The 16886-nt window shown below is 58.5% G+C and carries 14 protein-coding genes; 4 read left to right on the top strand and 10 right to left on the bottom strand.

Annotated elements, in window-relative coordinates; genetic code table 11:
* Positions 1-238 precede the first annotated feature (238 nt).
* The 5 genes from ACYSMN_RS07595 to ACYSMN_RS07575 all read right to left on the bottom strand — a co-directional run bounded on the left by ACYSMN_RS07595 (position 239) and on the right by ACYSMN_RS07575 (position 5339).
* Positions 239-1774, bottom strand: a complete 1536-nt coding sequence (locus tag ACYSMN_RS07595) for a tetratricopeptide repeat protein (RefSeq protein ID WP_488923257.1) — start codon at positions 1772-1774, stop codon at positions 239-241.
* Positions 1775-1836: 62 nt separating this feature from the next.
* A complete protein-coding gene (locus tag ACYSMN_RS07590) occupies positions 1837-2598 on the bottom strand; it encodes a zinc ribbon domain-containing protein (RefSeq protein WP_488923256.1) in 762 nt (253 codons plus the stop codon).
* Positions 2588-3688, bottom strand: coding sequence for a Nif3-like dinuclear metal center hexameric protein (locus ACYSMN_RS07585; protein ID WP_488923255.1), 1101 nt, complete (start codon positions 3686-3688; stop codon positions 2588-2590). The genes ACYSMN_RS07590 and ACYSMN_RS07585 overlap by 11 nt, the downstream gene beginning before the upstream one ends.
* Before the next feature lie 144 nt (positions 3689-3832).
* Positions 3833-4525: a uracil-DNA glycosylase family protein gene (locus ACYSMN_RS07580; RefSeq protein WP_488923254.1), complete on the bottom strand. Its 693-nt coding sequence runs from the start codon at positions 4523-4525 to the stop codon at positions 3833-3835.
* 79 nt (positions 4526-4604) lie between these two features.
* Positions 4605-5339 carry a protein phosphatase 2C domain-containing protein gene (locus tag ACYSMN_RS07575; protein WP_488923253.1) on the bottom strand — a complete coding sequence of 245 codons (735 nt, stop codon included), beginning with the start codon at positions 5337-5339 and terminating at the stop codon, positions 4605-4607.
* A gap of 178 nt (positions 5340-5517) precedes the next feature.
* Here ACYSMN_RS07575 and lpxK point away from each other — a divergent pair, with 178 nt between their 5' ends.
* From lpxK to ACYSMN_RS07560, 3 genes are all read left to right on the top strand, one after another.
* Complete coding sequence (lpxK, locus tag ACYSMN_RS07570; protein ID WP_488923252.1) at positions 5518-6585, top strand: tetraacyldisaccharide 4'-kinase; 1068 nt, start codon at positions 5518-5520, stop codon at positions 6583-6585.
* Between the two features lie 43 nt (positions 6586-6628).
* Positions 6629-8539 carry a putative porin gene (locus ACYSMN_RS07565; RefSeq protein WP_488923251.1) on the top strand — a complete coding sequence of 637 codons (1911 nt, stop codon included), beginning with the start codon at positions 6629-6631 and terminating at the stop codon, positions 8537-8539.
* Between the two features lie 117 nt (positions 8540-8656).
* Positions 8657-9256: a MiaE family protein gene (locus tag ACYSMN_RS07560; RefSeq protein WP_488923250.1), complete on the top strand. Its 600-nt coding sequence runs from the start codon at positions 8657-8659 to the stop codon at positions 9254-9256.
* A 105-nt stretch (positions 9257-9361) separates the two neighbouring features.
* Here the strand turns inward: ACYSMN_RS07560 and ACYSMN_RS07555 are convergent, their stop codons facing one another.
* The gene (locus ACYSMN_RS07555) at positions 9362-10579 is read right to left on the bottom strand and encodes a hypothetical protein (RefSeq protein WP_488923249.1); all 1218 of its coding nucleotides are present in this window, start codon (positions 10577-10579) and stop codon (positions 9362-9364) included.
* A 307-nt stretch (positions 10580-10886) separates the two neighbouring features.
* Between ACYSMN_RS07555 and ACYSMN_RS07550 the strand changes: the two genes are divergently transcribed.
* Complete coding sequence (locus ACYSMN_RS07550) at positions 10887-11375, top strand: hypothetical protein (RefSeq protein WP_488923248.1); 489 nt, start codon at positions 10887-10889, stop codon at positions 11373-11375.
* 124 nt (positions 11376-11499) lie between these two features.
* Here ACYSMN_RS07550 and ACYSMN_RS07545 read toward each other — a convergent pair whose 3' ends face one another.
* The 4 genes from ACYSMN_RS07545 to ACYSMN_RS07530 all read right to left on the bottom strand — a co-directional run bounded on the left by ACYSMN_RS07545 (position 11500) and on the right by ACYSMN_RS07530 (position 16579).
* Positions 11500-13350 carry a glycoside hydrolase family 2 protein gene (locus ACYSMN_RS07545; RefSeq protein WP_488923247.1) on the bottom strand — a complete coding sequence of 617 codons (1851 nt, stop codon included), beginning with the start codon at positions 13348-13350 and terminating at the stop codon, positions 11500-11502.
* Between the two features lie 360 nt (positions 13351-13710).
* On the bottom strand, positions 13711-14241 hold the full coding sequence (locus ACYSMN_RS07540) for a hypothetical protein (RefSeq protein ID WP_488923246.1): 531 nt from the start codon (positions 14239-14241) through the stop codon (positions 13711-13713).
* A gap of 483 nt (positions 14242-14724) precedes the next feature.
* Entirely contained in the window at positions 14725-15180 is a 456-nt protein-coding gene (locus ACYSMN_RS07535; protein ID WP_488923245.1) for a hypothetical protein, read from the bottom strand.
* Between the two features lie 109 nt (positions 15181-15289).
* Positions 15290-16579 carry an asparagine synthetase B gene (locus tag ACYSMN_RS07530; RefSeq protein ID WP_488923244.1) on the bottom strand — a complete coding sequence of 430 codons (1290 nt, stop codon included), beginning with the start codon at positions 16577-16579 and terminating at the stop codon, positions 15290-15292.
* Positions 16580-16886: the final 307 nt, after the last annotated feature.

Below are 16886 nucleotides of genomic sequence, written 5' to 3'. Positions count from 1 at the left end.
GGGCGGCATATCGGTAGAAGACACATATCAGTAGAAGACAAGAGCGTAACGGTAAATAAAGCCCCATCGGGGCGACACAAAATCGTTGGACCGTTTGCGCCGCCCCGCCGGGGCTTTTGAACGGTATATAAGCAGGGTTACTACCGATATGCCGCCCCGCTGGGGCTCAAATATGCTCCTCAAACTAGGCTGCTACACAGATTAGGCCGTTGCAGGGAGCAGAAACACCGAAGTACAGCTACGGCAACTCTTTCAGCGCCAACTTGGCTTTGGTATCGGTGCTGTTCTTGTATTCGTGTTTGGGATAGCTGAGCGCCTTCTGAAAGTAGACTTTGGCCGTATTGCGCTGGTCTTCGGCCTGGTAGAGATAGCCGAGCTGCAAGGCGGCTTGGGGCGCGAAATAATAAGGTGCATTGCCAGCCCGCGCGATGGTGCGGGCATAAAACAGCCGGGCCGAATCGGGGCGTCCGAGCAGGTGCCAGGCGCGGGCGCGCCGGTATGGCTCTTCTAATTGGTCGTGCAAGGGTGTGCTGGGCGTGCTCTGGAAGGCGTCGAGGGTGGTGAGGGCCTCACGGTAGTAGCCGCCGTCGATTTGCAGACGGGCGCGGGTGAGCAGACGGTTGAGCGGCTCTTTGTCGTCGAAGAAGCGCTGGGCGTAGGTGTCTTCTTCCACCACGGTGCGGCCCCCAGCATCGATCTGGCGCCGGTACCGCTCAGCCGCTGCGTCGTCGTTCCCCAGCCAGGCGGCGAGGTAGAGCTTGAAATAGGCGTCCTTGCGGTAGTGCTGGCCCCGAAACTCCCGCAGAAACTGCTCGTTCTCACGGCGCGAAGCCGCGTAGTTGCCTTGATAGAGCAGCAAGTCGGCGGCCATGTGGCGCAGGTAGGGCAGAGCGAGGTAGCCGGGGCCAGCCGGGCGGGCACGATAGGCGGCGAGGGCGGCTTCGGTGCGGTGCTGCTTTTTGTTGAGGCTGATGAGTAGGTAGCTGTAGAGCAGGTTGTCGGGCTGTTGTTGTTGCAGCTGGGTGATGAGCTGCAAGGCTTCTTCGGGCTTCTTGTAATAGGTTTCTTCCACCAGCGACAGCAGAATGCGGGCTTCCGACTGGAAATCGTTGGGCTGGCGGGCCGCTGCGCGCAGGTTGCTCAGACCGTTTTCTACGCTGCCAGCTAGCCCGAGCAGCTTCAGAAACCACCGGTAGCCTTCCGGCAGGGAGCCAATGAAAAACTGCACCAGTCCCAGTGTTTTGCGCGCGGGCAAATACGCCGGGTAGCGTTTCACCACCGCCTGCATCTGCTGGTACGCCTGCCGCAGACTCCACGCCCCCTGCACCTCGTGGCCGAAAGCCACCTGCGCCGCCGCTTGGTGCAGCCGGATTTCAGCGCGCGCGTAGTCGCGCAAAGCGCCTCGTTCAGAGCTTTTTTCCAGAAGTGCCAGACGCTCGTTTTGCGCGTCTACCGTTGCCGCGTAGTGCGCTGCGTCTTGGCTCACCAGCAGTTCCGTGATGCCAAGGCAGTCCTGCACCAGCACCGTGCCGGCGGCGGTTGGGGAGGTGTCTTGTAGCAGGTCCCGAACTATGCTCGGCCGCATTTTCAGCACTTCCGCGTAGGCACGGGCTTGTTGGGCGGTGAGGGCGGGTTGTGCAGCCGCTTCGGGCTGGCGAGGTTCCCGCAGAGGAGCGCAGAAGGCTTTGCTGAGGAACGCAGAGGCGAGCGTCAGCAGGAGCAGCCTCCGCGTCCTGCTGCGAAATCCTCGGCCTACCTCTGCGCGAAACGACATTTGAACAAAGAAAAAGGAACGACCAAGGCCGCTCCTTTCACTATTACAATCCCTAACGAAGCCTACGCGATGCGCGCTTCCACGTCGGCCAGCACACGGCCGCAGTGCTCGCACACGATGATTTTCTTGTGGGCAATGATGTCAGCTTGGCGCTGCGGGGGCACCGTGTTGAAGCAGCCGCCGCACGCGTCGCGCTTCACCGTCACGACGGCCAGGCCGTTGCGCACGTTGCCGCGGATGCGGGTGTAGGCCGTGTACAGGCGCTCTTCGATGGGCTCGATAGCCGTTGAGCGCTCATCCAGCAGCTTCTTCTCGTCGGCTTCGCTCTCGCCCACGATGACGTTAAGCTCGCCTTTCTTGTTGTCAAGGTCTTTCTTACGCTCTTCCAGCCGCTGCTTTGTACCGCCGATTTCGGAGATTTTCAGGTCAATCTGGTACTGCGCCTCCTTGATTTTCTTTTCCGAAATCTGGATTTCCAGCTTTTGTAGCTCGATTTCCTTGGAAATGGCTTCGTACTCGCGGTTGTTGCGCACGTTCTGCTGCTGGTCCTCATAGCGTTTGATGAGGCCATCGGCGTCTTTGGCGTTTTGCTTGCGCTGTTTGATTTGCTCGTTGAGGCCGGCAATTTCCTCATCGAATTTGCTCACGCGCACCTCGTAGCCGGCAATTTCATCTTCCAGGTCGCGCACTTCTTCGGGCAGGTCGCCGCGCACGCGCCGGATTTCGTCGAGCTGCGAGTCAATGCGTTGCAGGTTGAGCAGGGCTTCCAGCTTGCTGGCAACGGGGGCATCGGCCGGGGCAGTGGCGACGGTCTTAGCAGTCATATCGGACGGGGTTGGTGTAGGTCTCGGCAATGAAGAGCGCAAAAGTACTTCCAAAGTTTTCGGCAAGCAAATCCCGGAAGATTTCCCCCGTGAATTGCTCGCTCTCAAAATGGCCCACATCGCAGAGCAGCAATTGCCCTTCGGCCCCAAAATACTCGTGGTATTTCAGGTCGCCGGTCACGTAGGCATCGGCCCCGGCGGCGCGGGCTTTGCCAATCAGAAAACTGCCCGCCCCGCCGCACAAAGCCACTTTCTTGATGGGTTTATCAAAGTCCGTGTGCTTAATGACGGGCACGTTCAGGGCGGCTTTCAGCTGCTGCCGAAACTCTCGCGGACTTAGCGCCTCGGGTAGCTCTCCCACCATGCCGGAGCCTACATCCTGGTGCTCATTTTCCAGTCGAATGATTTCGTAGGCCACTTCCTCGTAGGGGTGCGCTTGGCGCAAGGCCCGCAGCGCCGCGCGCTGCAAGTGCAGTGGCAGCAACACCTCTACGCGCTGCTCCGGGGTGGTTTCGGGCTGGTTGGGCTGGCCTTGAAACGGCTTGGTGCCGGCGCCAGGCGTGAAAGTGCCAGTACCGTCGGTGCGGAAGCTGCACTCCGAGTAGTCGCCCACCTGGCCCGCCCCAGTGGCGTAGAGGGCTTGCAGCACGGTCTCGGTGTGCGTTGCCGGCACGTAGATGATGAGCTTGGCCAGCGTGCCCGACTTCGGGTCGAGGATGCGCAAATTTTGCAAGCCGAGCTTTTCCGCCAGCTTGCGGTTCACGCCGTGGCGCACGTTGTCGAGGTTGGTGTGGGCGGCGTACAGCGCCACGTCGTTTTTGATGGCTTTGAGCAGCGTCTGCTCCACTTCATTGGCTCCGGTAAGGCGCTTGAGGGGCCGGAAAATGAGCGGATGGTGCGCCACTACCACGTTGCAGCCGCGCCGAATAGCTTCCTCCACTACGGCCGGCGTGCAGTCCAGCGCAATAAGCACCCCCGTAACTTCCTGCTGCGGATTGCCACATTGCAAGCCCGCATTATCATACGATTCCTGGTAGGCAAGGGGCGCGGCGGCCTCCAGCATGCGGGCAAGATCCTGAACTGTGGGCATTCTGGGTGAATTAAAAATTGAGAATCAAAAATGAAGAATTGGGCAGCGGCGCGAGTGAGCTACTGTCGGTTTTGCCCGGTGGAGCCGCAAGGTGGGCGGACTGGATGAACTAGTGGCGCAAGTTGCGGTAACGGCCTCAATTCTTCATTCGTCATTCCTCATTCCCAATTGGAAAAGCGTTTCTGCGTAGCGCGCCACGTGTTCTGTGAGCTCCCGGCGGCGGTATTGCATGAGGTAGCGCGGGTGGTCGAGGATGTAGATTTGGTTGAACAGGCTTAGCTCCGCGTTCAGCTTTTCGAGCAGCAGCCCGTTCCGGCGGCCCAGACACACGGCGGCGTGGCGGGCCAGGCCTAGCTCGGCCACTTGGCGCTGCAAAGAGACGCGAATATCTGGCTCCAGCGCCTTTTGTAGAGCTGGCGAGTCGTAGTAATTGTAGTTTTTGCCGTGGCGCAACAGCACCAGCGGGTAGAGCGAGCCAAGGTAAAAATGCTGGTAGAACGCCTCCGGCCCACCTATTTCCGCCACCACGCGGTACACGAATTGGCTGCTCAGCTCCGGCTGCCGCGGCTGCTCGTTCGCAATGCCGCAGACCTCCGCCAAGGTGCCCGGGTCGGTGAAGGCAACGCCCGTGCGGCCCGCACCAAAACGCCCCGGATTGATGCCCAGCAGTGCCACGCGGGGCCGGTCATCAGTGTAGAATTTCTGCACGAATTGCGTCAGCAGGGGCGCTATGGCCGGATCTTGGTGTGGGTTGAGCGCCTGCACTTCGTCGGGTAGGGCGGGAGGAGCTGGGAAGGTGGTGAGGAAGCGCAGGAGCGAAGCGGCGAAGGCGGGCATAGGCGCAGATAAAGGTCAGTGACTGTTGTCAGGCCTTGCTAACGCAAACCTCGGCTCAAGCGGACAACAGGCCATCTGCTTACTCTAGTACTACCCGAATGATAGCAACATCGTCAGTTGGGCGCAAAGCGAAGCTGTTTTCAAGCTGCTTTACTTTGATATTCAGCATTTCACTCCGCTCCGTGAGCTTACGATCCAGGAGCAGATAAGCTGGAACATCGGGCAATTCCTCCTTATCCATAGTAGTTTGAAAACTGTCTATGCCATCGGTGGCAATGCTGATGTCGGTACAGGCGGTTAGGTGCAATAGCTGCCGTTGTTGGGCATACCAATCCTCGAAGAATTCACCAAAATGATAGCCAATATAATCGGGCCGGTTGTCCTGCTCGAAGCGAATGAGTTGGCCGTTGATAGCCGCCGTTGCATCCCCAACAGCAAGCAGCATGGCTTCGCGAGTGTTGGTATCCAGAAACAGCACCACCAGCGTAGTGAGCAATTCGGACGTGTCGAGCAGCAGTTGGTTTTTTAACTGAACAAGCTCCTTGAAAACCGCCGCTATAATTTCACGAAATTCTTGCGGGAGGGGCTGGTTGGCGGCTAATTCGTTGTAAAACTTCTGGTACTGACGCTCCTTCAATACTTTGCGCAGCACTTTTGCCAGCAGGATAGCGGCGAAGTGGCTTTCCTGGCCCATGGTACAGCCATCCATCACGGCACAGAGAAGCTTATGCTCGTCTACTTCTTGCACCAAGCTAAAATCCTCGCAAAAATCTAGGTGATATTCTCCTCTTTTTAGAAAATGATAGATGTTCATGCAACGCGATGCTTCGGCTGTCTGGACTACTGCTGTAGCGAAAGAGTATAAGAAGATGACAGCCTTTGGCGCCTAAAGATCCGCTTTTACAGTCGAATCAAGCGTGGAATCCGTCGGGTTCTACTGCGTTAGCTGTTGCAACCAGCTACTTTTGCGCTGCCTTAGTTGCCGTGCATCCATGCCTTCGCTACTTACCCTACTGCTGCTGCCCTTCAGCTGGCTTTACGCCGGCGTGATGGCTGTGCGCAATTGGCTCTATCAAACTGGCCTGAAAGCATCGAGCCGGTTTGGTGTGGTGCCCGTGCTGAGCGTGGGCAATCTGCGGGTGGGCGGGACCGGCAAAACGCCGCACGTGGCCTGGCTGGTGCGCGAGCTGCAACGGCAAGGGCAGCGCCCCGCCATTCTCAGCCGCGGCTATGGCCGCCGTACCCGTGGCTTCCGGCTCGGTGGCCCGCAAGAGTCGGCCGCCACACTCGGCGATGAACCGTTGCAGCACTACCAGGATTTCAGGGGCCAAGTGCCTGTAGCGGTGTGCGAGGACCGCCAAGCTGGCTTGCGGCAGTTGCTGCGCGCCGAGCCGGACCTCAGTGCCGTGGTGCTCGATGATGCCTACCAGCACCGCCGCGTGCAGCCCGATTTCAGCGTCCTACTCACCGAACAGCACCGCCCATTCTACCAGGACTACGTGCTGCCCGCCGGCCGCCTGCGCGAAAGTAGGAGTGGGGCGCGCCGCGCCGATGTCGTCGTCGTGACGAAGTGCGACGCCGGACTGACGGTGGAGCGGCAGCAGGAAATCCAGCGGCAGATCTGGCGCTACGCCCGGCCGGGCGTGCCCGTGTTGTTTTCCACGTACGCCTACGGGGCACCCGTGCCGCTGGCTGGTAGCGCGGCTACAGCTGCCGTGTGTGGCCCGGAAGTTGTGCTCCTGACGGGCATTGCCCAGCCGGGGCCCTTGCGCGACTACCTCGTGGGAGCCGGCTTTCGCATCGTGCATCACGCTGCCTTTGCCGACCATCATGCCTTCACGGCAACTGAAATTGCGGCCGTGGCTGCGCATTGCGGACCCGGACAGTGTATTTTTACGACCCAGAAAGATGCCACCCGGCTGCTGGCGCCCGCGCTGCATACGGAAATAGCTCGTCTTTCCGTTTTCTATATTCCTATCACCGTGGAGTTTCTGGCCGATGGGGCCGAGCGCCTGCGCCAGCTGCTCCCGGCCGCCTTTCAGCCCCAAGCTGTTGTCTGACTTGTCGTTGCCTTCGTCGTGTATACTTAGCCTGCCGCGGCAGGTGACTCGTGTTTTCCAAATAAGCCCCGGTTGGCGCGGGCTGCTACTGGTATTTCTGTTGCTGGCGGGCGCGGCAGGCGGGCAGGCGCAGGTCCTCGACGATTCCACCAAGGTGCTCTACGGAGCCCGCACCACGCGTCTGCTCCGCGAGGCCGATGTGCTGCGCGACCAAACCGAGGGCCGCATCATCGATACGACGCTCACCAACTTTCCCTCGGCCCGCAACTGGTACCACGACAGCACCTTCTACCAGGACCTGGGCCATGTGGGCACGGCTGCCCGGCCGCTGTTGTGGCGCACCAACACGGAGCTAGGCGCCCGCCTCGGCCGCAACGTCTTCGACCGTTACGCCCGCGACCCATCCGCCATTCCGTACTACGATTCCAAGTCGCCGTACACGTTTTTTCGCTTTATTCAGGGTGGCAACGGTGAGCAGGTGTTTGAGCTTTCCTACACGCGCAGCATCAACAAAAACGCCAGCGTGGGTTTGGCCTACGAACGGTTTGCAGCCAACAAAGTATACACCAATAACCCGCGGGAGTCGCTGGTAGAGCACAGCAATATTCTGTTTTTTGCCCGGTTTCAGAGCACTGATGAGCGTTACCACGCCCTGTTCAACTACAACAACGTACGCCACCGCGCCGTGGAGCAAGGCGGTATCCAGCCGCAGACCACACCCGTACGCGACACTACCCTCGCCCAATTTTTTGACTACGGCGAGGAGCGCCCCCGCTTGCTGACGGCAATCAATACCGAGCACCGTGACGGTCTACGCTTGGTGCAGACCTACCGCCTGCTTAATCGCGGCCTGACGGCCTTTCATATCGTGGATTGGCGCCGGCAATGGAACCGCTTCCAGGATACCAGGCTGCCCATTAATACTACAACCAACGCCCTAAGCTACTACCCGCAGGCCCGGCTGAGCCGCACCGCTACCGACGACCGCGCGCAGACGCAGCAAGTGGAAAATACTGTGGGCGTATTAGGGCGTACCGAAGTCGTGGAATACCGGCTCTACGCCCGGCAGCGTAATCTTTCGCTCACCAACCGCATTCTCGTGGGTGACCCCGGCATAACGCGAGACACCACCGGTCGACGCTTTACTGGCGTTGACCAGATTTTCCTGGGCGGGTCGGCCGCATTCCGCTACAAGATATTCGCCATTGAAACGGCCGGGGAATTGAAGGTGGCAGATGAATATTGGCTGCGCGGCGCGGCCAAGCTCGGGCCCCTGACGGGCGAGCTGCTGAGCACCAGCTACTCGCCCACGCTCACGCAGCAGCAATTCGTTGGCAACCATTACGTGTGGAACAACAATTTCCGCAACACCAAAATCAACCAGCTCACTGTGCGCGTTGACCAAACGCTGGGCCGACAGCGCGTGGAAGCCTCGGCGGCTATCATCAATATCACGGACCTCGTGTATTACGATGAGGTAGGCGTGCCCACGCAATCTGGCTCAGACCGCCGTTTACTGACGGCTTCGCTGCGCCACCGTTTCAACGTCGGTAGCTTCTTCGTGGACAATCAGGCCCACGCCACCAGCGGCGGTGACGACGAAGCCGTGCGTATTCCGGCGCTGCTCACCGACAGCAAAGTCTACTACCAGGGCTACCTCTTCAAGAAGGCGCTGTTTGGGCAAGTGGGTGCGGAAGTGTACTACCAATCCTCTTGGCGGCCGTACGATTATAGCCCCAGTACGCAGCAGTTCTTTGTCCAGAACCATTTCAAAGCCGCCAACTTCGCGGTGGCCGATGTTTTCGTGACCGGCGATATCCGGACCGTGGCCGTGTTCCTGAAAGTGGCCTACGTGAACCAGGGACTAGGGCGCGACGGTTACTTCACCACGCCTTACTACACGGGCCTGCCCCGGCGGTTTCAGATCGGTATTCGCTGGCAATTTTTTGATTGAGTTGAATGGTTTAATGGTTGAATGGCTGCATTGCTTAATGGTTACATGGTTGACTGTTCAACGAGCCGCCAGAACGACCAACCATTTAACCATTGAACAATTAAACCATTCAACCCATTGGAAAAGGAAAAAACCATTCTCAAGCTTAAGCTTAATACCGACCCGCGCTGGGTGGATATTGCCAGCAAGAACATCGAGGATATTCTCGTCGATCATGCTTGGTGCGAGCAGAAAGCGGCCAGCACCGGCATCAGCATGATCATTCATTATCCCGAGAAAACCCGCCTCGTGGACGAGCTCACGGACCTTGTGGCCGAAGAGTGGAGCCACTTCGAGCGGGTGCTGATCGAGCTGCGCAAACGGGGCTATCAGCTCGGCCGGCCCCGCCGCGACGAGTACGTGGTACAACTGCTGGCGCACGTGCGCAAAGGCGGCCCCCGCGAGCGGCAACTCCTTGATCAGCTACTGGTTTCGGCGCTTATTGAGGCCCGCAGCTGCGAGCGGTTCAAGTTGCTCTGGAAGCACATTCCCGACCCCGAGCTGAGCAAATTCTACTACGAACTGATGGTGTCGGAAGCGGGGCACTTCGTGAGCTACGTGGAGCTGGCCAAAGAATATTGCGACCCCAAGGAAGTGGATACACGCCTGCAAGAGCTACTCAAAATAGAAGGTGACATCGTGACCAACCTGCCGGTGCGCGACGACCGAATGCACTAACTGGAGTAGAGAGTGGAGATTTGACGCGCTACTTTTCGCTGCTCTTCGTGCCTGCCGGGACCCTGCTTTCCGTTTGGCTCGTGGCAGCTCTGGGGGCTGGCCGGCTCAGCGAATAATCACCCCGTGAATCACAAACTCCACCGGCCCCGACGAGCCCAGGCTGTAGGCGTACACTTCAAGTTGGTTGTTGTTGACATGTCGGTAGAAGTACGTGACGCTGTTGAGGACATTGCCGGTCAGCAGCTCCATGGAGAGCATCACCATGGGCTTGAAGCCGAGGTTGTGGGTCACAATCCAGCCCGCAGTGCCGCCGCTGGGCACCGAGCCGGTGGTCTGTAGATCAAAGGTACTGGGCTGGCCGATGCTGCCGTCGCTGCCGCGGATGGCCAGCAGCGTCGATTGATTACTGCTGAAGTTGCGCAGCATCAGGTTGTTGGCTACCACGTTGCCGTCCACGTCGAGGCGCTGCTGGGGCGAGGTGGTGCCCACGCCCACGCGGCCATTGCCGTCCACGTACAGGTCAGTTATGAACTGGCTACTGCCGGTAACGGCTGCTAGGTCGCCGACCCCGATCCGGCCGATTTCAAATCTGGTGTTGCCGGCCCGCCACAGACCGGCAGGCCGGCCGGCGTACTTCATCAGCCCCACCCGGCGCTGCCCGCCTTGGTCGGCGATAAAGCCGCTGTTTTCAGCATTGACGTAGGCCGAACCGTTGATTTCCAGCCGCTGGCTGGGGGTGTTGATGCCCACGCCTACGTTGCCGCTCGGCGTAATGCGCAGGCGCTCGGTGTAGCCGCCGGTAGGAAAGTAGGTCAGGAACTGGTGAGCACCCTGCGCCGTAGCTCCCGTATTCGGGCCAGCGACGTACTGCATCGTCCAGTTGGGGGCGTGCCGGAGCTGGGAGCCGTTAGGGCCAGCAGCGGTGAGTTGTACCTTGTCGCCATCGGTGGTAGTGAAGCGCAGGGGCTGGGTGGCGGTGTGGTTGCCCAGGTTGTCGCCCGAGCGGGCCTTGTCGGGGATGAACACCCAGGTGCCGCCCACGGCGTACCAGAAGCCTCGGCGCCCGTCGGTCTGAAACACCATCAGCCCGTCGGGCGGGCTGCCGATGCCGGCGCGCTGGGCCGAGTCGAGGCGCGGGATGAGCAGACCCTTATCGGTGCTGCTGATGTCGAGAGCTGCTTTGGTATTCGGGTTGGTCGTGCCGATGCCTACGGACTGTGCCCGGACTGGGGCAGCGGAGAGCAGCAGGCAGCACCCGGCCAGGCAACCGCCCAGCAGGATTTGGCAGCCTAAATAAAGGGCGTGCGGGTACGTGTTGGTCATAGCATAGAGGAATGAAGGTCGCGGCGGCCAATGACTGGCTAGGTGTTGCAAACATAATTATATATAATAAAAAAATTATACAGAAGGGCAGCCAGGTATACCACATGTGCTAGAAAAATTTTCGCCGTTCAAAAGAGGCTTGGAGGCGGTTATTATCCGCTTGTAGCAAGTAGTCCTGAAAGCTGAAAGCGCCCCTCGTAGCCGCCAATACAGTTGTTCCTTGTAAATGTGTTTAGGCCGGCACCACCTAAAATTTGCCGGTTGGGGGCACTCCAGTATATTAGGCCGTTTTTGCCTTCCCGATGCAATGAAGAGACTATTGCTGATTGCCTTTCTGCTCGCTTCTGGCGTGGCCTCTGCGCAGACGGAGACCCCGCCGACAGCGGCTCCGCCAGCTCCCCCAGAAACCACGTTCAACTTCTGCGGCATTGATATTCCGGTTCCCCAGGGCTGCACTTTGGCCACCAAGTATGAGATTCAGTGCGACAAGTACCAGCTGAGCTGGTTCTACCTCAATTACCGCGACCTGAAGCCAGTGGTGGAGAACATGCTACAGGTTGAAAAGAAAAAACACAAACCGGTGGAGCAGCAGGAGTGTGAAGGGTTTATCCTCGACATGCCCGCCAAAGGCTACCTGCTCAACTATACTGTCGATGCGGCCATAGTCCACCAGCTCATTTTCTACGGCATCGCCAAGGGCCAGCCCGTAGTGGTGCAGCTCACCCTCGACATGGAACCAGAAAAAACGGACGACTTACCGGAAGTGGCCCGCCGCATTGTGCGCCTAGCGAAGTAGCAGACACTCTCCGCTTTCCAGCTACTTCCAACGACCTTAGCGGCTACCCTGACACCCAAAAAAGCCCGCCCGGTGTAGTTCCAGACGGGCTTTTTCTTGGTAACTGTGGTTGGTGCTGCTGGTCTTATGACTCAGAGGCTGCTTCCTCGGCTTTGCTTGGGTTGCGGGAGCGGAGCAGGCCCGCCGGTACGTCGAGCGCGCCGGTGTGCGGGTCGATGATGCCGTTACGCTCGTCCTCGATGTTGGTGGCCTGCGTGTACACGTCGCCGGCGATGGGCTGGCGGCGCAACTCTTGCTTGAAGGCCCGGATTTGCTCGGTGCGGGCTTCTGCGCTCTGCGGGCCACCGTAATCTACGAAGCCGAAACCGCCCCATTCGCTCACTACCAAGGGCTTTTGGCGGCGGTAGAAAAATGGGTCGCCTACTACGAGCGGAAAGGCGGCCACGTTCATGTCGCCCTGCACGAGGCGCGTGAGCAGCTCGCGCCATTGCGTAAGGTCGGGGGTGTAGATGTGGGCCGTGAGCAGGTCTGATTTCAGGCGGCCTTCCGAGGAAATGTGGCGCCAGCCGTCGTTATCCACCACCAGAAATTGCGGGTGGTTGATGAGCATGTAGTGGTACATCTCCGTGATGTAGGCGCGGGTTTCAGGGTTGGTGGCAATGTCCTGGCAGCCCCAGTCTTCGTTGTATAGGCTCCAAATGACGACTGACGGATGGTTTTCAATCAGGGCCAGCATGCGCAGCAACTCGGCGCGGTGGTTTTCGCGGCTGCGCGGCGTAGAGCTGTGCGGGCTGGGCACTTCTACCCATAGCAGCAGCCCTAGCTCATCGGCCAGGTTGTAGATGCGTGGGTCGACGCCGGCAATGTGCACGCGCACCAGGTTGCAGCCTAGTTCCTGCATGGCGTGCATGTGGCGGCGCATTTCCTCGTAGGTGGCCGTGCCCGGCTGGTAGAGAATACCGTCGAGGTAGGTGGGCTCGTTGTTGACGTATACGTAGGTGCCGCGCGACTCAATCTTGCGCAGGCCAAACAGGGTCTGGATTTCGGCGGTGTTGCCTTCCGCGTCAATGAGCTGGGCAATGAGGCGGTAGAGGTTGGGCGTGCCGGGGCCCCACAGCTTGGCGCCCGCCAGCTCCATCACCACCCGCTGCTGCCGTTGCCCAGCTTCCAGCCGCAACGGAAAATCGGAAGTAGCTAGTGGTCCGGCCGAGGAGCCATTGCTCTCGAACACCTGCAAACGCAAGGTATAGAAGCCGGGGTCCTGAATGCGGGTGGTCAGGTTGAAGCGCACCATCTGGTCTTCAATCACGCTATCGACGCCCACGCGGGAACGGAGGCGGTTGCGTTCCACCGTCTCCAGCCAGATGCTGCGCACGGCTCCCGTCTGGGTCTGGTACCAAATGCCGCCGCGCTTGTACACGTGCGACTCCTGCTTGCCACGGGGCGTTTCAGCGTCCATGTTATCGGCCACGCGTACCGTGAGGCGGTTCATGGGCCGCAAGTACTCTTCCTTCAACTCGTACGAAAACGACGTGTACTCGCCGTAGTGTACGTCCTCGCCCTCGATAGTGCGCAAGGGGTGGCCGTTAAGCCAGACACGCGTTTCGTAGCCGCAAGCCCCAAACGTGAGCTGAAACAAGGAAGAAAGGCTGTCATCGGCGCGGACGGGCAGCGGAAAATCCCGTTCGTACCACGCCACTACCTGGTCTTGCCAGCGAGTCGGCTGCTGCTGGCCCTTGGCCTCAGCCATGTGGTCTTCCACGGAGCCGGGCCAGGTGGCGGTGTGCTCGTAGCTGTGGCCCAGGTGCCAGCCTTCCCGCAAGCCGCTGTCGGTGGCATCGATGGCAAAGTGCCAAAGGCCGTCAAGGAGCAGGTAGTTGTTGGTCCGCAGCACGGCGCGCGGCAGGGGGTTGAGGGCTTGCCCATCGTTGGGGCGGGGACTAAAACCGAAATTGGGTTGCTCAGCTGCGCTCATAGTCAGGAAAACGATGAGGCCTTCTTAACGCAATTTCTGCGGTTGAGTCTGGGCCGCTGATAAAAAATGCGCAGTCTTCACTTGCCAAGTCGTGGTAATTCAGATAGTAAGAATACTCGCGTTCATCTACTATACCTGTTGCAAAGTGGTTTGCGAAACATGTAGCGACGCGACCCTTCGCGTCTGCTAGTCCGCGCCGGCTGCCCGATTATCTTGCAACGACGAGACGCGAAGGGTCGCGTCTCTACACGCGGGCGATTCTCGCAAACCATTTCGTAACGAGTATAACTAAGTAAAAAGCTCCACTACTTAAAAGTAGCGGAGCTTTTCGGGCATGTTTCGGGTAAGGCTACCGGCTATTTAATAAGACCTGTTCGATTTAGAAGCACCTACCATATGTCCCCATGCCTCCAACTTACCTTCCTTGGCACTGAGCATACCCTCGATGCGCGCGTGCAGGACGGTTTTGGTGCCGGGGCCTTCTTCTCCTACTTCAACGCCAATGTCTACGCCAGCCTTTCCCACTTTTTCAACATCAGCGCCAACGTTGCCATTGATCTTGACCGCGCCTTTCTGTATAACACCCTCACCAAATAAGATGTCCATGTTGACATCAAACTTGTATACTGAGAATACATACTTCTGGCTCAGCGATCCATGCATGAAATTGAGTTGCCCGTCGCTTGGGCCGTCGGTCTGAAAAATAAGGTTGACGTTTTGAACTAAGTAGCCGGTCTTAGGATCCGGGGTGTAGAGTGCCGTGAGCAGTAAATCGGGCACTCGCAGTCCGTCGAAATAAGTCCCAAAGCTTGGTATTGTTATCTGCTGCTTGTGAGTGTGTTGCGCAGACTTCCAAACGGGCACAAAGAACGGGAGCGTTTTAATGGTCATGATGCATGGATTACTTGTGAGGAGTTATGGGAATGTGCTCAAGAGCTTTGAGCGAGTCAATCTTGTGGTAAATGTTGGCGAGTTGGGCCGAATCATTGGCGTAACCCACAAGCGGGCCTCCGCCAACTTGGTTATCCCATACGGAGTCATTGGGCGCACTAGAGTCATGGGGAATGGGGCGCTTAGACATTTCCAGCCGTCGAAGCTGAAAGTCGATAGCCATTTGGCGTAGCGTGCGGGCACTGTAAGGCGGACCCAATGAAATAGAATCCCGGTACCGCTCATCAAAGCGTAGCTCGGTATCCTGGTAGTCGGCTAGGGAGCGGGTCGGTGCCGCGCTGGCCGTTGAAGGGGAACTCTGGTGGGTGCAACCAACCAATAGCGCTAGGCCCAAGGCCCACGCCTGACAAGCTGCCCTTCCAGGTCTTCCTCTGGAAGCATGAATATTACTGTAACGCATGGAAAAATGGGTTAGTGAATGGATTACTTATGAGGGGTTATGGGAATGTGCTCAAGAGCTTTAAGCGAATCAATCTTGTGGTAAATATCAGCCAGATGAGCAGCCTGACTAGGAAACCCTACTAGCGGGCCTCCACCTACATGCTCATAGACAGAATCGTTTTGTCCCGGATCGTTATCCGGCATTTTTGCCATACTCAGCCGCTTCAACTGATTAAGGATGGCTAGTTGACGCTGAGTGCGGGCACTATAAGGCGGACCCAATGAAAGGGAATCCAGATACCGCTCATCAAAGCGTAGCTCGGTATCCTGGTAGTCGGCTAGGGAGCGGGTCGGTGCCGCGCTGGCCGTTGAAGGAGAACTCTGGTGGGTGCAACCCGTCACTAGCGTCAGACTCAACAGGCCCATGCTTAAAGCCAACAACCGACGAGATGAGCCTTCAGGTGCTCCTCTGGAAGAAGGAATACGGCTGTAATACATAGATAGAAAAATGAGTCAGTAAAAAAAGTGCTCTTAGGCTAAAACTAAGGGCATATATACAAAAATATTCTTTGGGGCACCTATCGCTGCTAAAGCCACTCAGCCCGCATCAGGTCTTCTGCTTCTTCTTCTTGGCGGCGGGGAAGAGCACGTTGTTGAGGATGAGGCGGTAGCCGGGCGAGTTGGGGTGCAGGGCCAGGTCGGTGGGCTCTTCCTCTACCATGTGCTGGTAGTCTTCGGGGTCGTGGCCGCCGTAGAAGGTCCAGGTGCCTTTGCCGAGCGTGCCGTGCATGTAGCGAATTTCGCCCGAGGCCTTGTTGTCGCCCATCACCACCACGTCTTGCTTCACGAGGCTCTTGCGGAAAGCCGTGGTCTGGCCCATGAAGCCTTTGATGGTTTTCTCGTGGTCCTGGGTGAGCATGGTGGGCACCGGGTCGTACTTGGCCGAGAAGGTGAAGAGCTGGAAATAGTCGTTGTCTTCGTACACGCCGCGCTCCTGGGGCTGCATGTCGATGTCGGAAAACTCATACTGGTACGGGTCGCGCACGATGCGGAAGTCCTTGAAAGCCAGCGTGCGGTTGAAGTTGAGCTTGGACTGGGCAGTCGGGTCGGCGGGGTCGCCGTCGTACATGCTTTCCACCATGTCCAGGCCCAGGCCCGCCAGCGCGATGTCGTAGGTGTCGGTGGCCGAGCACATGGCAAACTGGAAGCCGCCGCCCGCAATAAACTCCTGCATCTTCACTACCACGGCCGCCTTCATCTGGGAGGTTTTGGTGAAGCCGTGCCGCTTGGCGGCGGCTTCAGCGTCGCGGATCTGCTGCTGGTACCAGGGCCGGCCGCGGTACATGGCGTAGAACTTGCCGTTTTGGCCCGTGAAGTCTTCGTGGTGCAGGTGCAGCCAGTCGTACTTGGGCAGCTTGCCGTCGAGCACCTCGTCGTCGTACACCTCATCGTAGGGAATTTCGGCGTACTTGAGCACCATCGTCACGGCATCATCCCAGGGCTGCTTGCCTTTGGGCGTGTACACCGCGATTTTAGGTACCTTTTCCAGCTTCATCACGTCCATGTTGGCGTTGGGGTCGGCTATTTCCGAGAGGATGCTGTTGTACTGCGCCGCCGAAATCACCTGGTAGGTGACGCCCCGCACGGCCAGCTCGTTTTCCACGCCCGGCGCCACCTCGCAGGCAAAGGCGCCACCCCGGTAGTTGAGCAGCCATTCCACCTCTACCTGCTTGCTGAGCAGCCAGTACGCGATACCGTAAGCCTTGAGGTGTTCCTTCTGGGTGTTGTCCATCGGGATGAAGATCTGGTTGGCCCAGGCCCCGAGCGGGGCCAGCAGCCACGCCAAGAGCAGCAGGAGGGAAGAGCGTTTGAAAAGCATGGCAAAAGGGTTCATCATGTTGCGCTTGCGAAGGACCTCAACCAAGTTTAATCCAGGGTTTCGGACCAGATAGGTTGAGTACTAACGCGGGAAAGAGGCGTTTCGCTGCTTCGGGGCCGCAGAAAAGAAAAGGACCAGCCGGCGCCACGTTAAAGGTAGCAAGTAGTTGGTAATAGGAGTAGGACTTACGCACTCAAGGCAGGACTACTTTCTCGCAGTGTTACGCAGTGTTGGGGGGGGGGGGGGGGGGGGGGGGGGGGGGGGGGAAAATGGAAAAAACAAAAAAAAAAAAAAAAAAAAAAAAAACGAAACAAAGAGAAGAAAA

The sequence above is a fragment of the Hymenobacter sp. M1-2 genome (assembly GCF_057808495.1).
The sequence above is the reverse complement of the archived record's forward strand: the minus strand, read 5'-3'. Positions and strand labels throughout refer to the sequence as shown.

What these genes read in the sequence shown, in the direction of transcription:
- ACYSMN_RS07530 (WP_488923244.1), bottom strand. Translation starts at nt 16,579, where the DNA reads ATGATGAACCCTTTTGCCATGCTTTTCAAACGCTCTTCCCTCCTGCTG.
- ACYSMN_RS07540 (WP_488923246.1), bottom strand. Translation starts at nt 14,241, where the DNA reads ATGACCATTAAAACGCTCCCGTTCTTTGTGCCCGTTTGGAAGTCTGCG.
- ACYSMN_RS07595 (WP_488923257.1), bottom strand. Translation starts at nt 1,774, where the DNA reads ATGTCGTTTCGCGCAGAGGTAGGCCGAGGATTTCGCAGCAGGACGCGG.
- ACYSMN_RS07535 (WP_488923245.1), bottom strand. Translation starts at nt 15,180, where the DNA reads ATGTATTACAGCCGTATTCCTTCTTCCAGAGGAGCACCTGAAGGCTCA.
- ACYSMN_RS07580 (WP_488923254.1), bottom strand. Translation starts at nt 4,525, where the DNA reads ATGCCCGCCTTCGCCGCTTCGCTCCTGCGCTTCCTCACCACCTTCCCA.
- ACYSMN_RS07555 (WP_488923249.1), bottom strand. Translation starts at nt 10,579, where the DNA reads ATGACCAACACGTACCCGCACGCCCTTTATTTAGGCTGCCAAATCCTG.
- ACYSMN_RS07545 (WP_488923247.1), bottom strand. Translation starts at nt 13,350, where the DNA reads ATGAGCGCAGCTGAGCAACCCAATTTCGGTTTTAGTCCCCGCCCCAAC.
- lpxK (WP_488923252.1), top strand. Translation starts at nt 5,518, where the DNA reads ATGCCTTCGCTACTTACCCTACTGCTGCTGCCCTTCAGCTGGCTTTAC.
- ACYSMN_RS07585 (WP_488923255.1), bottom strand. Translation starts at nt 3,688, where the DNA reads ATGCCCACAGTTCAGGATCTTGCCCGCATGCTGGAGGCCGCCGCGCCC.
- ACYSMN_RS07550 (WP_488923248.1), top strand. Translation starts at nt 10,887, where the DNA reads ATGAAGAGACTATTGCTGATTGCCTTTCTGCTCGCTTCTGGCGTGGCC.
- ACYSMN_RS07575 (WP_488923253.1), bottom strand. Translation starts at nt 5,339, where the DNA reads ATGAACATCTATCATTTTCTAAAAAGAGGAGAATATCACCTAGATTTT.
- ACYSMN_RS07590 (WP_488923256.1), bottom strand. Translation starts at nt 2,598, where the DNA reads ATGACTGCTAAGACCGTCGCCACTGCCCCGGCCGATGCCCCCGTTGCC.